At 70.0% G+C, this 16,852-nt stretch carries 18 protein-coding genes; 6 read left to right on the top strand and 12 right to left on the bottom strand.

Annotated features, from left to right (window positions below):
- The first annotated feature begins 60 nt into the window (after positions 1 to 60).
- Genes G6N45_RS01700 through G6N45_RS01680 form a run of 5 tightly spaced genes read left to right on the top strand, consistent with a single transcriptional unit; the run spans position 61 to position 3,347 of the window.
- Positions 61 to 378: a nucleoid-associated protein NapA gene (locus G6N45_RS01700; RefSeq protein ID WP_163720145.1), complete on the top strand. Its 318-nt coding sequence runs from the start codon at positions 61 to 63 to the stop codon at positions 376 to 378.
- Positions 379 to 409: 31 nt separating this feature from the next.
- On the top strand, positions 410 to 868 hold the full coding sequence (locus G6N45_RS01695) for a LytR C-terminal domain-containing protein (RefSeq protein ID WP_163720144.1): 459 nt from the start codon (positions 410 to 412) through the stop codon (positions 866 to 868).
- A gap of 10 nt (positions 869 to 878) precedes the next feature.
- The gene (gene sodC, locus G6N45_RS01690) at positions 879 to 1,589 is read left to right on the top strand and encodes a superoxide dismutase[Cu-Zn] (protein WP_163720143.1); all 711 of its coding nucleotides are present in this window, start codon (positions 879 to 881) and stop codon (positions 1,587 to 1,589) included.
- Positions 1,570 to 2,712 carry a glutamate--cysteine ligase gene (locus tag G6N45_RS01685; RefSeq protein ID WP_057150378.1) on the top strand — a complete coding sequence of 381 codons (1,143 nt, stop codon included), beginning with the start codon at positions 1,570 to 1,572 and terminating at the stop codon, positions 2,710 to 2,712. Before sodC ends, G6N45_RS01685 begins: the two co-directional genes overlap by 20 nt.
- 2 nt (positions 2,713 to 2,714) lie before the next feature.
- Positions 2,715 to 3,347 carry an LON peptidase substrate-binding domain-containing protein gene (locus tag G6N45_RS01680; protein WP_163720142.1) on the top strand — a complete coding sequence of 211 codons (633 nt, stop codon included), beginning with the start codon at positions 2,715 to 2,717 and terminating at the stop codon, positions 3,345 to 3,347.
- A 9-nt stretch (positions 3,348 to 3,356) separates the two neighbouring features.
- On the opposite strand, the gene G6N45_RS01675 is transcribed toward G6N45_RS01680, so the two are convergent.
- The 8 genes from G6N45_RS01675 to G6N45_RS01640 form a co-directional block, all read right to left on the bottom strand.
- On the bottom strand, positions 3,357 to 4,091 hold the full coding sequence (locus tag G6N45_RS01675) for an SAM-dependent methyltransferase (protein WP_163720141.1): 735 nt from the start codon (positions 4,089 to 4,091) through the stop codon (positions 3,357 to 3,359).
- The gene (gene mnhG / locus G6N45_RS01670; RefSeq protein ID WP_163720140.1) at positions 4,072 to 4,440 is read right to left on the bottom strand and encodes a monovalent cation/H(+) antiporter subunit G; all 369 of its coding nucleotides are present in this window, start codon (positions 4,438 to 4,440) and stop codon (positions 4,072 to 4,074) included. The genes G6N45_RS01675 and mnhG overlap by 20 nt, the downstream gene beginning before the upstream one ends.
- Complete coding sequence (locus G6N45_RS01665; protein WP_082597851.1) at positions 4,437 to 4,724, bottom strand: monovalent cation/H+ antiporter complex subunit F; 288 nt, start codon at positions 4,722 to 4,724, stop codon at positions 4,437 to 4,439. The genes mnhG and G6N45_RS01665 overlap by 4 nt, the downstream gene beginning before the upstream one ends.
- Positions 4,721 to 5,254, bottom strand: coding sequence for a Na+/H+ antiporter subunit E (locus G6N45_RS01660; RefSeq protein WP_163720139.1), 534 nt, complete (start codon positions 5,252 to 5,254; stop codon positions 4,721 to 4,723). Before G6N45_RS01660 ends, G6N45_RS01665 begins: the two co-directional genes overlap by 4 nt.
- Positions 5,255 to 5,282: 28 nt before the next feature.
- The gene (locus G6N45_RS01655) at positions 5,283 to 6,902 is read right to left on the bottom strand and encodes a Na+/H+ antiporter subunit D (RefSeq protein ID WP_163720138.1); all 1,620 of its coding nucleotides are present in this window, start codon (positions 6,900 to 6,902) and stop codon (positions 5,283 to 5,285) included.
- Positions 6,899 to 7,369, bottom strand: a complete 471-nt coding sequence (locus tag G6N45_RS01650; RefSeq protein WP_163720137.1) for a Na(+)/H(+) antiporter subunit C — start codon at positions 7,367 to 7,369, stop codon at positions 6,899 to 6,901. The genes G6N45_RS01655 and G6N45_RS01650 overlap by 4 nt, the downstream gene beginning before the upstream one ends.
- A complete protein-coding gene (locus tag G6N45_RS01645) occupies positions 7,366 to 10,251 on the bottom strand; it encodes a Na+/H+ antiporter subunit A (protein WP_163720136.1) in 2,886 nt (961 codons plus the stop codon). Before G6N45_RS01645 ends, G6N45_RS01650 begins: the two co-directional genes overlap by 4 nt.
- A gap of 91 nt (positions 10,252 to 10,342) precedes the next feature.
- Complete coding sequence (locus G6N45_RS01640; RefSeq protein WP_163720135.1) at positions 10,343 to 11,026, bottom strand: potassium channel family protein; 684 nt, start codon at positions 11,024 to 11,026, stop codon at positions 10,343 to 10,345.
- Between the two features lie 56 nt (positions 11,027 to 11,082).
- Between G6N45_RS01640 and G6N45_RS01635 the strand changes: the two genes are divergently transcribed.
- Positions 11,083 to 12,579, top strand: a complete 1,497-nt coding sequence (locus G6N45_RS01635) for a potassium/proton antiporter (protein ID WP_163720134.1) — start codon at positions 11,083 to 11,085, stop codon at positions 12,577 to 12,579.
- Here G6N45_RS01635 and G6N45_RS01630 read toward each other — a convergent pair.
- The 4 genes from G6N45_RS01630 to G6N45_RS01615 form a co-directional block, all read right to left on the bottom strand.
- Complete coding sequence (locus tag G6N45_RS01630) at positions 12,546 to 13,007, bottom strand: DUF1707 domain-containing protein (protein ID WP_163720133.1); 462 nt, start codon at positions 13,005 to 13,007, stop codon at positions 12,546 to 12,548. The two genes, G6N45_RS01635 and G6N45_RS01630, sit on opposite strands and share 34 nt — an antisense overlap.
- 71 nt (positions 13,008 to 13,078) lie before the next feature.
- Entirely contained in the window at positions 13,079 to 15,274 is a 2,196-nt protein-coding gene (locus G6N45_RS01625; RefSeq protein WP_163720132.1) for an AAA family ATPase, read from the bottom strand.
- 2 nt (positions 15,275 to 15,276) lie between these two features.
- On the bottom strand, positions 15,277 to 16,140 hold the full coding sequence (pssA, locus tag G6N45_RS01620) for a CDP-diacylglycerol--serine O-phosphatidyltransferase (protein ID WP_163720131.1): 864 nt from the start codon (positions 16,138 to 16,140) through the stop codon (positions 15,277 to 15,279).
- Positions 16,137 to 16,835 carry a phosphatidylserine decarboxylase gene (locus G6N45_RS01615; RefSeq protein WP_163720130.1) on the bottom strand — a complete coding sequence of 233 codons (699 nt, stop codon included), beginning with the start codon at positions 16,833 to 16,835 and terminating at the stop codon, positions 16,137 to 16,139. Before G6N45_RS01615 ends, pssA begins: the two co-directional genes overlap by 4 nt.
- Between the last annotated feature and the right edge of the window lie 17 nt (positions 16,836 to 16,852).

Genomic DNA, 16,852 nt, shown 5'->3' with positions numbered 1-16,852 from the left:
GAATACCAGCCGAAACCACACTGGTGTCATTTCGACCGTTGGAAGGGTCCAAGAGGCGATATGGACGGCGCGATCGCGCGGGCTGATAAGTCAGGGGACTCCGCAGACGGCGCTGAACCCGCCGACGGTCTGACCCGTCGGGAGCACGACATCCTGGCGTTCGAACGGCAGTGGTGGAAGTACGCCGGATCCAAGGAAGACGCCATCAAGGAGCTCTTCTCGATGTCGGCGACCCGGTACTACCAGGTGCTGAACGCGTTGGTCGACCGGCCGGAAGCCCTGGCCGCGGACCCGATGCTGGTCAAGCGGTTGCGCAGGCTGCGAGCGAGCCGGCAGAAGGCCCGCGCGGCGCGGCGCCTCGGCTTCGACGTGACCTGACCGCGGCGGCGAGCCGATACAGTAGGCGCCGATGAACCAGCGAGAAGCCTCCGGTCTGCCCCTGCGCGCCATCGTGATGGTGCTGCTGTTCCTGGGTGTGGTCTTCCTCCTCGTCGGGTTCCAGGCGCTGAGCGGAGGCGACGACGCGTCCGACAGCGACTCGATCACCACCTCGATCACCAGCACCCCGACCACACCGTCGAGCGCCGCTGCGCCGGCGAAGGCCGACGTGCGGGTCTTCAACATCTCCAGCACCGAAGGCGCCGCCGAGACCACAGCCAATCGGCTGCGCGAGGCCGGCTGGAATGTCACCGAGACCGGCAACCTGACCCTGCCGGACACCACGGTCACCACCGTCTTCTTCAGCGACGCCGAAGGCGAGCAGCAGGCGGCCGAAGAGGTCGGCCGGTTGCTCGAGGCGCCGGTGGCGCCCCGGGTCCCCGAACTCACAGAGCAGCCACCAGGCGTGATCGTGGCAGTCACCGGCTAGGCTCTTGCACATGCTCAGGACCGTCGCCGCCGCCACCCTGTTCGCAGCGCCAGCCCTCGCGTTGGCCGCCTGCGCACCTCCCGGTGAGGTGCCCTCGAACACCACCGGAACCCCACCCGCCATCTGGACCGGCTCCCCGTCCCCGTCGGCGTCCGCCGGCGAGGAGGGCCCGAGCGAAGGCGGCGAGGCCCAGGCCGCCGGCGGCGAGACACTCAAGGCCGATCTCAAGCTGCCCGACGGCACCACCGTGGCCACCGCCGACATCGCGTTCTCCGGGGGATACGCCACCGTCACCGTGCAGACGTCCGGCACCAACCAGCTGACCCCCGGGTTCCACGGCATGCACATCCACTCGGTGGGTAAGTGCGAGGCCAACTCGGTGGCGCCGACCGGAGGCGCGCCGGCCAACTTCAACTCCGCCGGCGGCCACCTCCAGGTGCCCGGCCACAGCGGTCACCCCGCCAGCGGCGATCTGGCCTCGCTGCAGGTCCGCGAGGACGGCTCGGCCAAGCTCGTGACGACCACCGACGCCTTCACCGCCGAGGAGCTGCTCGGCGGCGCCGGCACGGCGATCATCATCCACGAGAAGGCGGACAACTTCGCCAACATCCCGCCGGAGCGCTACCAGCAGGTCAACGGCGCACCGCCGCCGGATCAGACCACCCTGGCGACCGGCGACGCCGGAGCTCGGGTGGCGTGCGGTGTCATCACTCGGGGCTGATCGCCGGGCTGCCAGCCGCATCGACTTCGCCGGATCTCCCCGGCCCACACTCGGTGTCGAGTGGGAGTTCGCGCTCGTCGACGCGCAGACCCGCGACCTGAGCAACGAGGCCGCCTCGGTGATCGCCGAGATCGGCGAGAACCCACACGTACACAAGGAACTGCTGCGCAACACCGTCGAGGTCGTGACCGGTGTCTGCGACAGCGTTCCCGAGGCGATGGACGATCTGCGGTCCAATCTGAAGCCGGTGCGCACCGTCGTGCGGGAGCGCGGCATGGAGTTGTTCTGTGCGGGCACACACCCGTTCGCGAAGTGGTCGGCGCAGAAGCTGACCGACGCGCCGCGCTACGCCGAGCTGATCAAGCGCACGCAGTGGTGGGGCCGGCAGATGCTGATCTGGGGTGTGCACGTCCACGTCGGGGTGTCCTCGGCGCACAAGGTGATGCCGATCATCACCTCGATGCTGAACTACTACCCGCATCTGCTGGCGCTGTCGTCGTCGTCGCCGTTCTGGGACGGTGAGGACACCGGTTACGCGAGCAATCGGGCGATGATGTTCCAGCAGTTGCCGACGGCCGGTCTGCCGTTCCAGTTTCAGGAGTGGCGCGAGTTCGAAGGCTTCGTCGCCGACCAGAAGAAGACCGGGATCATCGATCACATGAACGAGATCCGCTGGGACATAAGGCCTTCCCCTCACCTGGGGACAGTGGAGGTGCGGATCTTCGACGGGGTGTCCAACTTGCGGGAACTCTCGGCGCTCGTCGCGCTGACGCACTGCCTGATCGTCGATCTCGATCGCCGCCTCGATGCCGGCGAGACGCTGCCCGTGATGCCGCCGTGGCACGTGCAGGAGAACAAGTGGCGCGCCGCGCGCTACGGCCTCGACGCGATCATCATCCTCGACGCTGACAGCAACGAACGGCTGGTCACCGAGGATCTCGACGATCAGCTCGAGCGGCTGGTGCCCGTCGCCGAATCCCTGTCGTGCGTCGACGAACTCGCGGCCGTCGCCGAGATCTGCCGCAACGGCGCGTCCTATCAGCGGCAGCGCCGGGTGGCCGAGGAGGCCGACGGTGACCTGCGCGCCGTCGTCGACGCGCTGGTCGGCGAGTTGGTGATCTGAGCGTGCCCACGGTCCCGATGTTCCCGCTCGAGACGGCGATGCTGCCGGGCGAGGAGCTGCCGCTGCGCATCTTCGAGCCGCGATACTCAGCCCTGGTGCAGGCGTGTCTGGCTGCCGACGACCCCGCCTTCGGGGTGGTGCTGATCGCGGCGGGTCGCGAAGTCGGCGGCGGCGACAGTCGCAGCGACGTCGGCACGCTGGCCCACATCGTCGAGCACGTCGACCTCGGTGAGGGCCGCTACGGCTTGAAATGTGCGATGGCCGAGAGGTTTCGGGTCATCGAGTGGTTGCCCGACGATCCGTACCCGCGGGCGGTGATCGAATTGTGGCCCGATGAACCCGGAGCGCCCGTCACGGTCGACCAGATCCGCGACATCGAAGACCGGATGGTGGCGCTGTTCGAGCGGATCGCCTCGGCGCGGGGGGCGCAGGTCAATGCGCGCGACATCGTGCACGGTGCCGACGAGTCGGGCGATGCGGCGATGTGGTTGTACGCGTTGACCGCCCGGCTCCCGATGGGGCAGGCCGACCGGTACTCGGTGCTGTCTGCTCCGACGGCGGCCGACCGGGTGCTGGCGCTCTCCGAGGCCGTCGACACCGTCACCGCGATGGTGGAGTTCCAGCTCTCGGAGTGAGCGGCCTGCCTAGAGCAGCTTGCCCTGGACGAACACGTACGGCGGAACCGTGGCGTCGTCGTCGACGGCCCGATGGTAGCGGGCCATCACGTCGCGCACCTCGATCGACGTCGCCTCCCAGCGGTTGCAGCACAACCATTGCGCCACATCCGGATTCGTCGCCGCCTCGACCGCGATGCGGGTTCCCCGCGCGCTGTAGAGGGCGATCTCGGAGAGCAGCGCATCCTGCGCCTCGGCGGACAGCTCGGGCAGCACCCCTTCGATCGACCAGGCCGTCGGCTCCAGGTGGTCGAAGCCGGCCGCCTGCAGTGCGCGCGTCCAGTCGTCGCCCGACTCCACCGGCACCGGCATGTACTTGGCTCCCAGCTGCGCGTCGGAAGCATCCATCGTCGCGGCCTTCAACGCCAACAACGTCGGTTCCTCCACCTCGAAGATCACGGTGTCGCTGAGCCACGGCAGCCGCCAGGGACGGGTGTCCAGGCCCGCGCCCAGGATCACGACCTGCGAGACTCCGCCCGCACTGGCCGACAGCACGTAGTCGTCGAACCACTTCGTGCGCGCCGCGGCGTAGTCCGCGCCGGCGCAGGGCCTGCCGCTCGGCAGCGCCGCGCCGGCGGCCTCGACCAGCAGCCGCGCATACGGATCGGTGAACAGGGGGTGTTCGGAGTCGTTCTCCCACGCCCGCACCATCGCGACGCCGAGCGCCCCGTGGTGGCCCGGGCTGTCAGCGTCGTGGCGAATCATGGTCGCCGGATTCCCGATCGTCGCCGAAACCATGCATCTCGTCGGTGGTCATCAGATCGTCGCGGATGTTCTGCTCGCGGTAGGCGAGCTGGCCCACCCGATTCGCGATCACCGGCGCGGTGATCACGGTGAACAGCCCCGTCAAGATCAGCATGCCGACGTCGACGTGTCCGCGCAGCCGCAGCGCTGCGCCCAGCAGCACCAGGAGCAGTCCCAGCACCTGCGGCTTGGTAGCCGCGTGCATCCGCGAGAGCGTGTCGGGAAACCGCACGACCCCGATGGCCGCGGTCAGCGCGAGGACCGATCCGCTGAGGATCAGCACCGCGGCGACGATGTCGAAGCCGGTCACCGGTGCCGTCCCTTGTGCGCAGGGTCGTCGACGTCGGGCACCCGGAATCGGGCGACGCTGACCGATCCCACGAACGTGATCAGCGCCAGCGCGGTCAGACTGTAGGTGACCGTGGTGTCGAGGCTGAACGCCGCCCAGGTGCCGATGGCACACATCGCGACGGCGACCAGGGTGTCCAACGCCACCAGCCGGTCGAGCGTGGTGGGTCCGAGCAGCATGCGGAACATGGTGGCCAGGGCGGCAGCTGACAGCATGGCCCCGGCGACGATCCAGACGACGGTCACGGCGTGGCCTCCTTCTCGGCGGCCCGCCAGTCCGCGTCCCGCTCGAACGACGCGACCAACACCCTCTGCAGCGTCGCCACCTGGCGGTAGAAGCGCACCACCGTCCGCTCTGATCCGACGTCGAGCACGTGTACGTAGAGCATCCGGCGGGGCTGATCGATCTCGAGCACCATGGTGCCCGGGGTCAGGTTGATGATGTTGACCGCGAGCACCAGAACGAGGTCGGACTTGACCGCGAAGTGGACCCGGAGCACCGCGGTGAGCGGGGGCGGACCGGGTTTGAGCGCCAGCGCGGCCACCTGCACCGAGGAGCTCAGCAGGTAGTAGACGACGAGCACGCCCAGGCGCAGCAGGGAGATCGGGTGCAGCCGCCCCTCCACGGGCACCGGCGGCAACGGCAGCAGCAGCGTCACCACCAACGCGACAACCAGACCGGAGAGGACGTTGGCCGCAGAAATGGTGCCCCACAGCAGCACCCACACCAGGATCAGCCAACACACCATCCAGACCCGCAGCGCCAGAGTCCTCATCTCTGCCCTCGGCTCTTCGCGCAAGCGCTCATCTCGGCACCTCCCCGAGCACCGCGCTGATGTACTGCCCCCGGTCGAGCACCTCGGCCGCGGCCCGGTCGCTGTAGGCGAAGATCGGACCGGCCGCGACGGTCAGCGTCAGGCCGACGACGATCAGCGCACCGGTCGGCACCAGCATGCCGATCGGCATCCGGCCCACGTCGTCGCGGTCGACGAACTCGATGTCCACCGAGTCCTCGGGGTCGTCGAGGAGCACCGTCGGTGCGCCGCCCGACAGATGCCCTTCGGGCGCATCCTTGCGGGAGCGCCAGAACGCCTTGGTCCACACCCGCGCGATGACGTAGAGCGTGAGCAGGCTGGTGATGACACTGCCGGCGACCAGCATCCAGGCCAGCACCGAGCCGGACTGCGACCCGGCCTCGAGCAGCGCCACCTTCCCGATGAACCCCGAGAACGGCGGAATACCACCCAGATTCAGCGCCGGGACGACGAACACGAACGCCAGCACCGGGCTCGCGGCGGCGAGTCCGCCGAGCCGCTCCAGCGTGGACGCCCCCGCCTGCCGTTCGATCAGTCCGACGACCAGGAACAGGGTCGTCTGCACGAGGATGTGGTGGGCGACGTAGTAGATCGCGCCCGACATGCCCAGCTGGTTCGACAGCGCGATGCCGAACACCATGTAGCCGATGTGACTGACCAGCGTGAAGGACAGCAGCCGCTTGATGTCGCTTTGCGCGATCGCGCCGAGGATGCCCATCAGCATCGTCGCGAGCCCGGCGACCAGCAGAACGTTGTCCATGGCGCCGCCGGGGAAGAGCAGCGAGTGGGAGCGGATGATCGCGTACACACCGACTTTGGTCAGCAGGCCGGCGAACACGGCGGTGACCGGAGCCGGCGCGGTCGGGTAGGAGTCGGGCAGCCATGTCGACAGCGGGAACACCGCGGCCTTGATACCGAAGGCCACCAGCAGCACCGCGAACAGCGCGGTGCGTGTCCCCTCGGAGACGCCGTCGAGGCGCACCGACAACTCGGCCATGTTCAGTGTCCCGGTGGTGGCGTACACCAGCGCGATGCCGAACAGGAACACCAGAGAGGACACCATCGAGACCATCACGTAGGAGATGCCCGCCCGCACGCGTTCCCGGCTCGCGCCGATCGTCAGCAGCACGAAACTCGCGTTGAGCAGCACCTCGAAACCGACGAACAGGTTGAACAGGTCACCGGCGAGGAACGCCATGAACACACCCGCCGACAGCACCAGGTAGGTCGGCAGGAAGATCGACACCGGTTGCCTCCCGTCGCCGTCCCGGATGCCCTGCCCGATGGCGTAGAAGACGACGGCCAGCAGCACGACCGACGACACGACGAGCATCAGCGCCGACAGTCGGTCGACGACCAGCGTGATGCCCAGCGGCCCCATGCCCGGTTCCGTGGGCCCCCATCCGCCGACCTGCAGCGCGATGGTGCCGTCGCGGTCGGCGAGGTGCACCAGCATCGCCGCGACGACGAGCACCACCGACAGCGCCAGCACTGCGATGCCGCGCTGCAGACGCGGCTTGCGGCCGGCGAGCAGTGTCAGGGCCGCGGCCAGCATCGGCACCAGCACGGGTAGCGGGGTCAACACCGCGGCGAGGTGACCGCCGATCATCGTGACCCCTCGTATCCCGGCAGCGCGTCGAGTTCGTCGGGCAGGTCGGTGTCGCGGGTGCGGTCGGGTTCCAGACGACCCTCGAGTTCCTCGCCGACCTCGGTGCCGGACTGCTGGGACACCCGGATGTCCTCGGGGTCGTTGCTCACCTCTTCGCGGGTGTTCAGTCGGTAGGACCGGTAGGTCAGCGCCAACACGAACGCCGCGACCCCCATCGTGATCACGATGGCGGTCAGAATCAGGCCCTGCGCCAACGGATCTGCCGTCGTCGTGTTGTCGGCACTGGTGCGGCCGCGCACCGGCGGGTTGCCCGACGGCCCACCCACGGTGAGGATCAGCAGGTTGATCGCGTTGCCGATCAGCAACAGCCCCAGCAACATTCGGGTCAGGTGCCGTTCCAGCAGCAGGTACACCCCGGCGGTGGTGAGCCCGCCGATGATGGCCAGCGGAACCAGATAGGTCGTCATCGTGACTTCCCCAACTCCTCGTCGATCCGCGCCCCGAGGCTGCGCAGCACGTCGAGAACCAGGCCCACGACGATCAGATAGACGCCCATGTCGAAGAACAGCGCGGTGACGAACTTGACCGTGCCCAGCACCGGCACGTCGAACTGGATCAGCGCCGACGACAAGACGGGGGCGCCGGCCAGCAGCGACGCGGCCGCCGTGCCGGCCGAGAGCATCAGGCCCGCGCCGAGGATCTTGCCTGCGTCGAAGGGCAGCGCCTCGCCGAGTTCGTAACGGCCGCCGGCCAGGTAGCGCAGCACCAGGGCGAGGCCGGCCATCAGGCCGCCCGCGAACCCGCCGCCGGGGGTGTTGTGACCGGCGAAGAAGAAGTACGCCGACAGCACCATCATCACGGGGAAGATCAGCCGGGTGGCGACCTCGAGCACCAGGGAGCGGTTGCGGGGGTCGCGCAGTTCACTGCCGCGCAGCCAGGTGACGTCACCGGCCGCGGGGCTGTTGGTGGTGTGGACGGCGAGCTTGCCGATGTCGGGCTGGCCCGCGTCGCGCACGTCGGCGACGCGGGGCGCCGCACCGAAGCGCCTGTTGCGGAACACCATCGACGCCACCCCGGTGGCCGCGACCAGCAGCACCGAGATCTCGCCCAGGGTGTCCCAGGCGCGGATGTCGACGAGCAGCACGTTGACGGTATTGGCGCCGTGGCCGCGCAGGTACGCCGCGTCGGGCAGCAGATCGGCGATGGGCCTGCCGGAGCGGGCGGCCATCGCGAACGCCGCGAGGGTGGTGACCGTCGCGCCGACGGCCACGGCCAGCGCGACGCGCGGAACCCGGAAGCGCCGGATGTCGGCGCCGCCCGTCTCGGCGGGCAGCACCCGCAGCACGAGCACGAACACCACCAGCGTCAGCGTCTCCACCAGGAACTGCGTCAGCGCCAGGTCGGGTGCGCCGTGGAACGCGAAGATCACCCCGCACCCGTAACCGGTGACGCCGACGAGGAGCACCGCGGCCAGCCGGTTGCGCATGACCGTGGCGGCGAACGCGGCAGCGAGCATCAGCACGCCGACCACCGCCTGGGGCGGGGACTCCCACAGCTCGAAGTGCGGCCGGTCGCGCGCCCCCAGCGCCAGCACGGTCAGGGGCACCAGCACGAGGGTGGTCAGGATCACCGACTGGGTCGCCGGGATCGAGCCGCGCTGGGTGACCGCGGTCAACCGCACGGACATGATGTCGGCGCCGCGCAGAACCGCGTCGTAGATGCGATCGGCGTTGGCCAGCGGCAGGAACGCCAGCCGGGCCCGGCGGAGACGGCCGCGGCTCACGTACACCGCGATACCGGCGCCGAGCACCAGGACCGACAGCAGCAGGGGCAGATTCAGGCCGTGCCAGAGCGCCAGGTAGTAGTCGGCTTCGTAGCCGGCCGGATCGGGAACCGTGTCGGCGTAGTCGTCCAGCACATCGTCGAGGTTGGAGGGCCACAGCCCGAACAGCAGTCCGGCGCCGGCCAGGATCGCAGGCGGAATGAGGAAAAGGGTTTCGGGGCGGTGCATCTCGCTCACCCGGGTGCTCGGCTTCGGCAGGCCTTTGCGCCCGAACGCGCCGAACACGAAACGCAGGGTGTAGACCGTCGTCAGCACCGACCCGGTGACGATGCCGATGAGCACCACCGGCGCCGCCGCGCCCAGGGTGGGGCTGTGCAGCACGGTCTCGAAGTCGGCCTCTTTCGCGATGAAGCCCAGGAACGGCGGCAGCGCGGCCATGCTGGCCGCCGCGCAGCCGGCGATCACCAGCAGCGGTCTGCTCCGGTCGCCGAGCCAGGCCAGCCTGCGGATGTCGCGGGTGCCGGTGGCGTGGTCGATGACGCCGACGACCATGAACAGCGCGGCCTTGAACATCGCGTGCGCGCACAGCATCGCCAGACCGGCGAGCATCATCTCGCTGCCGCCCGCCCCGACCATCACCGTGATCAGACCGAGCTGGCTGACCGTCCCGAACGCCAGGATCAGCTTCAGGTCGTACTCGCGCATCGCGCGCCACCCGGCCAGCAGCATGGTCAGCAGCCCGAGGGAGATCACGGTCGGCCGCCATTCCGGGGCGTCGGCGAAGCCGGGCGTGAGCCGGGCGATCAGGTAGACACCGGCCTTGACCATCGCGGCGGCGTGCAGGTAGGCGCTGACCGGGGTGGGGGCGGCCATCGCGCCGGGCAGCCAGAAGTGCAACGGCACGATGGCCGACTTCGACAGCGCGCCGACGAGGATCAGCACCACGGCCACCGAGGCGGCGACCCCTGTCGGGGGATCGGCGACCAGTTCGGAGATCAGGAAGGTGCCGGCACGGTTGCCGATCACGACGATGCCGACGAGCATCGCCAGCCCGCCCAGCGTCGTCACCAACAACGCCTGTGTCGCGGCACGCCGGCTCATGGCGCGCTCGGCGTAGTGGCCGACCAGCAGGAACGACAGCACCGTCGTGATCTCCCAGAACACGTACAGCACGAGCATGTTGTCGCTGGTGACCAGGCCGAACATGGCGCCGGAGAACGCGACCATCTCGGCGGCGAAGCTGGGCAGCCGCTTCTCGGTGTGCCCGTCGTGGTGGTGGAAGTAGCCGGCGCAGTAGAACAGCACCAGCGCCCCGACGCCGAGCACCAGCACGCTCATGATCGCCGCGAGCGCGTCGAAGCGCAGTGTGATGTCCATCGACAGGTCGGGCACCCAGGGCACGGTGAGCCGCTGCCCCGGTCCGCTGCCCGGCCAGTGCCCGGCGACCCAGATCAGCGAGCCGAGCGGGACCAGCGCCAGCGGATAGAACGCGCGCCGCCCCCAGCGGTGGACGAGAACCGGCGCCAGCACGGTGGCCACTGCGTGCGCAGCGAGGATGGCGAGCATGGCTCCGTTCGTCTCGGTCGGCGGGCGGTTTCGTCGTGGGCGGCAGAGCCGGCACCCAGTCTACGGGGCGGGACCGCCCCGCCCGGCCGCGTCAGCGCCCGGTCACCATCACCTCGATGCGGTCCTCGCCGTCGGGGCCGCAGACGAATAGGATCTCGTCGCCGTCGCGCAGGACGTCGTTGGCCTCGGGGACGATCAACCGGTTGCCGCGTAGCACGGTGACCAGTGCGCTGTCCCGCGGCATCGCCAGGTCTCCGACGCGCCGGCCGACCAGCGGGCTGCCCGCAGGCAGCGTGAACGAGGCGACGTTGGCGCTGCCCTCGCCGCGCAGTTCGCGCGGGCCGCGGCCCAGCGCCATCAGCCGCACCACATGGCCGACGTCGATGGCGCCCTCGACTGCGGCCACCATGGCCACCGGTGTCGACACCGCGACGTCGATGCCCCAGCCGTCGGTGAACAACCATTCGTTGCGGGCGTCGTTGATGCGGGCCACCACCCGGCCGATGCCGAACTCGCTCTTGGCCAGCAGCGCCATCGCGAGGTTCGCCTTGTCGTCGCCGGTCGCGGCGATCGCCACGTCGCAGATGTGCATCTCGGCCTCCTCGAGGGAGGACACCTCGCACGCGTCGGCAAGGAACCATTCCGCGCCCGGCACCGTCGCCGGCTCGTAGCGATGGACCTCCTTCTCGATCAGCAGCACCTTGTGGCCGTAGTCGACCAACTCCTGCGCCACGGAGCGGCCGACCGCACCGGCACCGGCTATCGCGATCCGCATAGATGAGACTGTGCTGATTTACTGACAGCGACACAAGTGCCTGCAGCGAGGAAACAGTGACTCTGCACGAGCTGTACGTGGCGCTGTTCATCGGGGGCCTGGTGCTGCTGGCGAGCATCGCCGCCACCAGGCTGGCCACCGGAGCCGGGTTACCGAGCCTTCTGCTGTTCCTCGGGGTCGGCGTGCTGGTCGGCGAGGACGGACTCGGCCTGCACTTCGACAACGCGCAGCTGGCGCAGGATCTGGGCACCGCGGCGCTGGGTGTGATCCTGGTCGAGGGCGGTCTGACGACGCGGTTCGCCGACATCCGCAGAGTGCTCGCGCCGGCCGCGGTGCTCGCCACCGTCGGTGTGGTGGTCAGCACCCTCATCACCGCGGTGGCCGCGCATCTGCTGCTCGGGATGAACTGGCAGCTGGCCCTGCTGCTGGGGGCGATCGTGTCGAGCACCGATGCGGCGGCGGTGTTCTCGGTACTGCGGGTGGTGCCGCTGCCCCGGCGGCTCGGCGGGCTGCTGGAGGCCGAATCCGGCTTCAACGACGCGCCCGCGGTGATCCTCGTGCTGCTCTTCAGCGTGACACCACTGGTGCTCGAGCCGGTCACGATCGTCGGCACTATGGTCTACGAGTTGGCCGTCGGTGCGCTGATCGGGCTGGCATGCGGCTTCCTCGGCGCGATCGCGCTGCGCCGCACCGCGTTGCCCGCCGCGGGCCTGTACCCGCTGGCGACGTTCGGACTCGGCATGCTGGCGTTCGCCGCCGCGGGAACGGCGCACGCGAGCGGATTCCTGGCCGCCTACCTGGCCAGCGTGGTGCTCGCCAATTCCGGGCTGCCGCACCGCTCGGCGACCCGCTCGTTCGCCGAGGGGTCGGGCTGGCTGGCGCAGATCGGGCTGTTCGTCATCCTGGGTCTGCTTGTGTCGCCAGACGAGCTGCTCGACGAGCTGATTCCCGCGGTCGTGACGGGCGTGGTGCTGCTGGTGTTGGCCCGGCCGCTGTCGGTTGTGCTGTCCCTGTGGGCTTTTCGGGTGCCGTGGCGGGAGCAGGCGTTCCTGTCGTATGCCGGGCTGCGCGGCGCGGTGCCCATCGTGCTGGCGACCTATCCGATCGTGGCGGGCGTGCCCGGCAGCGACCGGCTGCTCAACATCGTGTTCATCCTCGTCGTGCTGTTCACCCTGGTGCAGGGGCCCAGCCTGCGGCGGGTCGCCGAGTGGCTGGACCTGATCCCGCGGGACACCACCCGCGAAGTGCAGGTGGACGCCGCCCCGTTGGACGTCCTGGGCGCCGAGCTGCTGACGACGACGGTCGCGCGGGGCTCGCGGCTGCACAACGTGACGGTGCTGGAACTGCGGCTGCCCGATCCGAGTGTGATCACGCTGATCATCCGGGCCGGGCGGGCGTTCGTCCCGGAGCCGCTGACCCGGCTGCAGATCGGCGACGAGGTGATGATCGTGACGACGACGGCGACGCGGGAGGCGGCCGAGCGCCGATTGCGGGCGGTGAGCCGGCGCGGGAAGCTGGCCTACTGGTTCGACGAGTACGGCGAGCCGGGGTAGCGGCGCGCGCGGCAGGGCGGGAACGCGTAGCGGATCGGCAGTGCGTGGGAGGCCACGCCGATGCCCGCGCCGAGGATCGGCCAGATGGGCCAGAAGTACCAGCCGCCGGTGCCGATCCCGACCGCCAGCCAGACGGTCAGCACGATCACGACCATCGCGAGGTAGCCGGCCACATGGAACGCCACCCCGCGGCGGGCCGCCGCACGCCGGGCGGCATGCCGGCGCGGATCGTTGCGTCGCAGTTCCGCCACCGGCAGGTCGGCGGTCAGGTACCGCAGGTCGGGGGTGGTGCGCGCGTCGTAGACCTGCCGCAGCCTGCCGTCGTACTCCTCGAGGTCGAGATAGCCCTGGGCCAGTGCCTGTCCGAGCAGATCGGCGGTGGCCTCGCGGTCGCGATCGCCGGCCCGCGCCGTCAGCGGTGCTGTCATGGGTCCTCCCTCATCTTGCCAATGCCTAGTTCGAGGATGCCGACTGAACTAGGCAGTGTCAAGATGCAATGTCAGCGGCCGGCGGCGAACGCGCGCAGAGATTCGACCTGCAGCGGATCCAGCGAGGGGCGCACCGCTTCACGGGCGGCGGCGACGTCGGCGGCGGTGACGTCGGCGGCGTCGATCGAGCGACGCATCGCGGTCAACGCGGCCTCGCGCAGCAGCGCCACACAATCGGCGGCGCTGTACCCGTCGAGTTCGGCCGCCAGCGCGTCGAGGTCCACGGCATCGGCGCCCTCGCGGGCCAGCGGCACCGACTTGCCCGCCGTGCGTAGGATCTGCGCGCGCGCCTCGGCGTCCGGCGGCTCGACGAACACCAGCTTCTCCAGCCGGCCGGGCCGCAGCAGCGCCGGATCGATCAGATCCGGGCGGTTCGTGGCACCCAGCACGACGACGTCGCGCAGCGGCTCGATGCCGTCGAGTTCGGTGAGCAGCGCGGCCACCACGCGATCGGTGACCCCGGAGTCGAAGCTCTGTCCGCGCCGCGGCGCCATCGCGTCGATCTCGTCGAGGAACACCAGAGACGGCGCCGAGTCCCGCGCCCGGCGGAACAGCTCGCGCACCGCCTTCTCCGAGGAGCCGACCCACTTGTCCATCAGCTCAGCACCTTTGACGGCGTGCACGCTCAACCGGCCGGAGCTGGCCAGCGCCCGTACGACGTAGGTCTTGCCGCAGCCCGGCGGCCCGTAGAGCAGCACACCACGCGGCGGCTCCACTCCGAGCCGGGCGAACGTGTCGGGGTGCTGCAGCGGCCACAGCACCGCCTCGGTGAGCGCCTGCTTGGTCTCGGCCATGTCGCCGACATCATCGAGGGTGACCGACCCGACCGACACCTCTTGGGTGGCCGACCGCGACAGCGGCCGGATCACACTCAGCGCACCCGTGAGATCTTCCTGCCGCAATTCGGGCGCGTCGCCGTTGTCGCTGGCCCGTGCCGCCGCCCGCAGCGCGGCCTCGCGCACCAGCGCGGCCAGATCCGCTACCACGAAACCCGGTGTCCGCTCCGCGATCTCGTCGAGGTCGAGTTCGGCCGACGGTACGTCACGCAGCAGCACCTCGAGCAGTTGCTTGCGCACGGCCCCGTCGGGCAGGCTCAGGCCGAGTTCGCGGTCGCACAGATCCGGCGCCCGCAGCCGGGGGTCGACGGCGTCGGGCACCGCGGTCGTCGCGACGAACGCGACACCGGGAGTGGCGACGGCCGAACGTAGTTCGGCGAGGATCAGCGTCGCGACGGGGTCGGCCGGAACCGGAAGCAAGGTGTCGACGTCGGTGATCAGCAGCACCCCACCGCCGTCGCGCACCGAGGCGACCGCCGAGGACACATTGGACAGCCGGTCCTCGGGGCGCAGCGACCCCACCTCCGGGCCGTCGAGTTCCACCAGCCGGCGGCCACTGCACACCGTCCGGACCAGCTTGGTCTTGCCGACGCCCGCCGGACCGGACACCAGCACCCCGAGATTGGCTGCAGCACCCAGCTTTTCGAGCAGCTCCGGCTGATCGAGGGCGAGCTTGAGCCACTCGGCGAGCCGACCGGCCTGCGCGTGCGCCCCCTTGAGGTCGTCGAAATTCAGCGTGGGCGCGGTCTCCTCGGTGACGACGTGCGTCCCGGTCGGGGCGCGCTGGTCGGTCACCGCGCCCGCCTGCGCACTTCCCCAGCAGACCAGCGAATTGGGTTGCACGCTGACCGGTCCCGTCGGGTCGACCTCGGTGACCGTGAGCAGCTCAGAGGTCCAGGTGATGCCGACCGACGCGGCCAGCGCGGCGCTGGCCGCCGATGTCGAGGTGCCCGGACCGAGGTCGCGCGGCAGCAGCGACACGGTGTCCCCGACGGTCATCACCTTGCCCAGCAGCGCCTGCCGCAGTGTCGCGGGGGTGATCGACCGGGTCGCCAGGTTGGAGCCGGTCAGCGTCACCGACCGGGCGCCGAAGACGGTGACCGGGGCGACGATCACCGCGGCGTCCTCCCGCAGGCCGGCGTTGGACAGCGTCACGTCGTCGAGCAGCGCGGTGCCCGTCGGCGTGCCGTCGGATGCGATGCCGACCACAGCGGCCGTCGTGCGCGACCCGGTCAGGGACACCGCGTCCCACTCCCGGATGCCGAGCGCCGCAATCGCTTCGGGGTGTAGCCGGATGACGCCGCGGCGGGAGTCCAGGGCCGAGGTGTTCAGCCGCGCGGTCAGCGTGAGGTGCGCCGTCGTCGGGGCCATCGTCACCTCCTGGGCGGTCTGCGCAGCCCCAGGCGCGCCATCGACCGGCGGTGCGGCTGGGCGCGGCGGATGGCCCGGCGTGCCGCGCGCTGCTGGCGCGGCTTGTCATCCCAGACCTCCGGGTGCGCCGCGAGGAACCGTCGGGTCCGGATCGCGAACGGGATGTGCAGCATGTAGCCGAGGATGATCACCAGGATCACGAGATAGCCGTAGAGGATCGATGCGGCCACACCGATCGCGAGCAGGGCCAGCAGCGGCGCGACCATGTTGGGTGGCACCGAGAACGTGTGGATCTTGCGCATCGGCAGCGTGCTGACCACCAGCAGCGAGATCCCGATCATCCAGATCACGACGGCCGGCTCGGAGGTCCACCAGCCGTCGCCGAACTGCATCTTGGCGGCCAGCGGACCGATCGCCCCGATCGCCCCGGCCGGGGCGGGCATCCCGACGAAGTATTTCTTCTCGTAGTCCGGTCTCTCGAGATCGAGCATCGCGTTGAAGCGCGCCAGCCGCAGCACGATGCACACCGCGTAGAGCAGCACGACGATCCACCCCACCCGCGAGGTGGACAGCAGCGTCCCGTAGACGATGAATGCCGGTGCCACACCGAAATTCACGGCGTCGGCCAGCGAGTCGATCTCCTCGCCCATCCGCGACGTGGCGTTGAGGGCGCGGGCGATGCGCCCGTCGAGCGCGTCGAGGATCGCCGCGATCGCCAGGAACGCCATCGCCTCGGTGGGCCGGTCGTCCAACGCGAACTTCACCGAACTCAACCCGAGGCAGATCGCCGCGACCGTCATCGCGCTGGGCAGGATCTTGGCGCTGACCACCGGCGTCTTGAGCCGGGGCTTGCGGGGTTGGATCATGGCAGCTCGGCCAGCACGGTCTCGCCGGCCAGGGTGCGCTGGCCGACGCTGACCAACACATTCGACCCCGCGGGCAGATAGGTGTCGAGCCGCGACCCGTAGCGGATCAGGCCATAGGTCTCCGCGATGCCGATCTTGTCGCCCGGCTTGGCGGTGCAGACGATGCGGCGCGCGAGCAGCCCTGCGATCTGCACCGCGATCACCTCCGCACCCTCCGGGGTGCGGATCACCACGCTGTTGCGCTCGTTGTCGGCGCTGGCGGCCTCCAGATCCGCGGACCCGAACAGGCCGGGGCGGTGCCGGACGGTGACCACCTCACCGCCGATCGGCGCCCGCTGCACGTGCGCGTCCAGCAGCGACAGGAAGATGCTGATTCGCGGCAGCGGCGTTGCCGCGAGACCGAGTTCGCTCGGCGGCACCTCCTCGTCCACCAGACAGATCAGGCCGTCGGCCGGGGCCACGACGACCCCGGGTCGGGCCGGAGGTGTCCGGGGCGGGTGCCGGAAGAACGCGGCGTTGGCGGCGGCGGAGGTGAGCCCGGCACGGCGAATCCAGCGATTCCGGCGTCCGGCCAACGCAACGGCGAGGCTCGCGCCGACGAACGGCAGACCCGCAGCGTGCATCGGGGGAACGGACGTACGGATCAGGGCCGCCAGCCGCGCGGGGCCTGTTTTGAGGTCGGGGCGTCTGGCCATCGTCCGGCGATTCTACG

Source organism: Mycolicibacterium psychrotolerans (assembly GCF_010729305.1).
Taxonomy (GTDB): domain Bacteria; phylum Actinomycetota; class Actinomycetes; order Mycobacteriales; family Mycobacteriaceae; genus Mycobacterium; species Mycobacterium psychrotolerans.
This window is presented reverse-complemented; position numbering and strand designations above follow the sequence as displayed.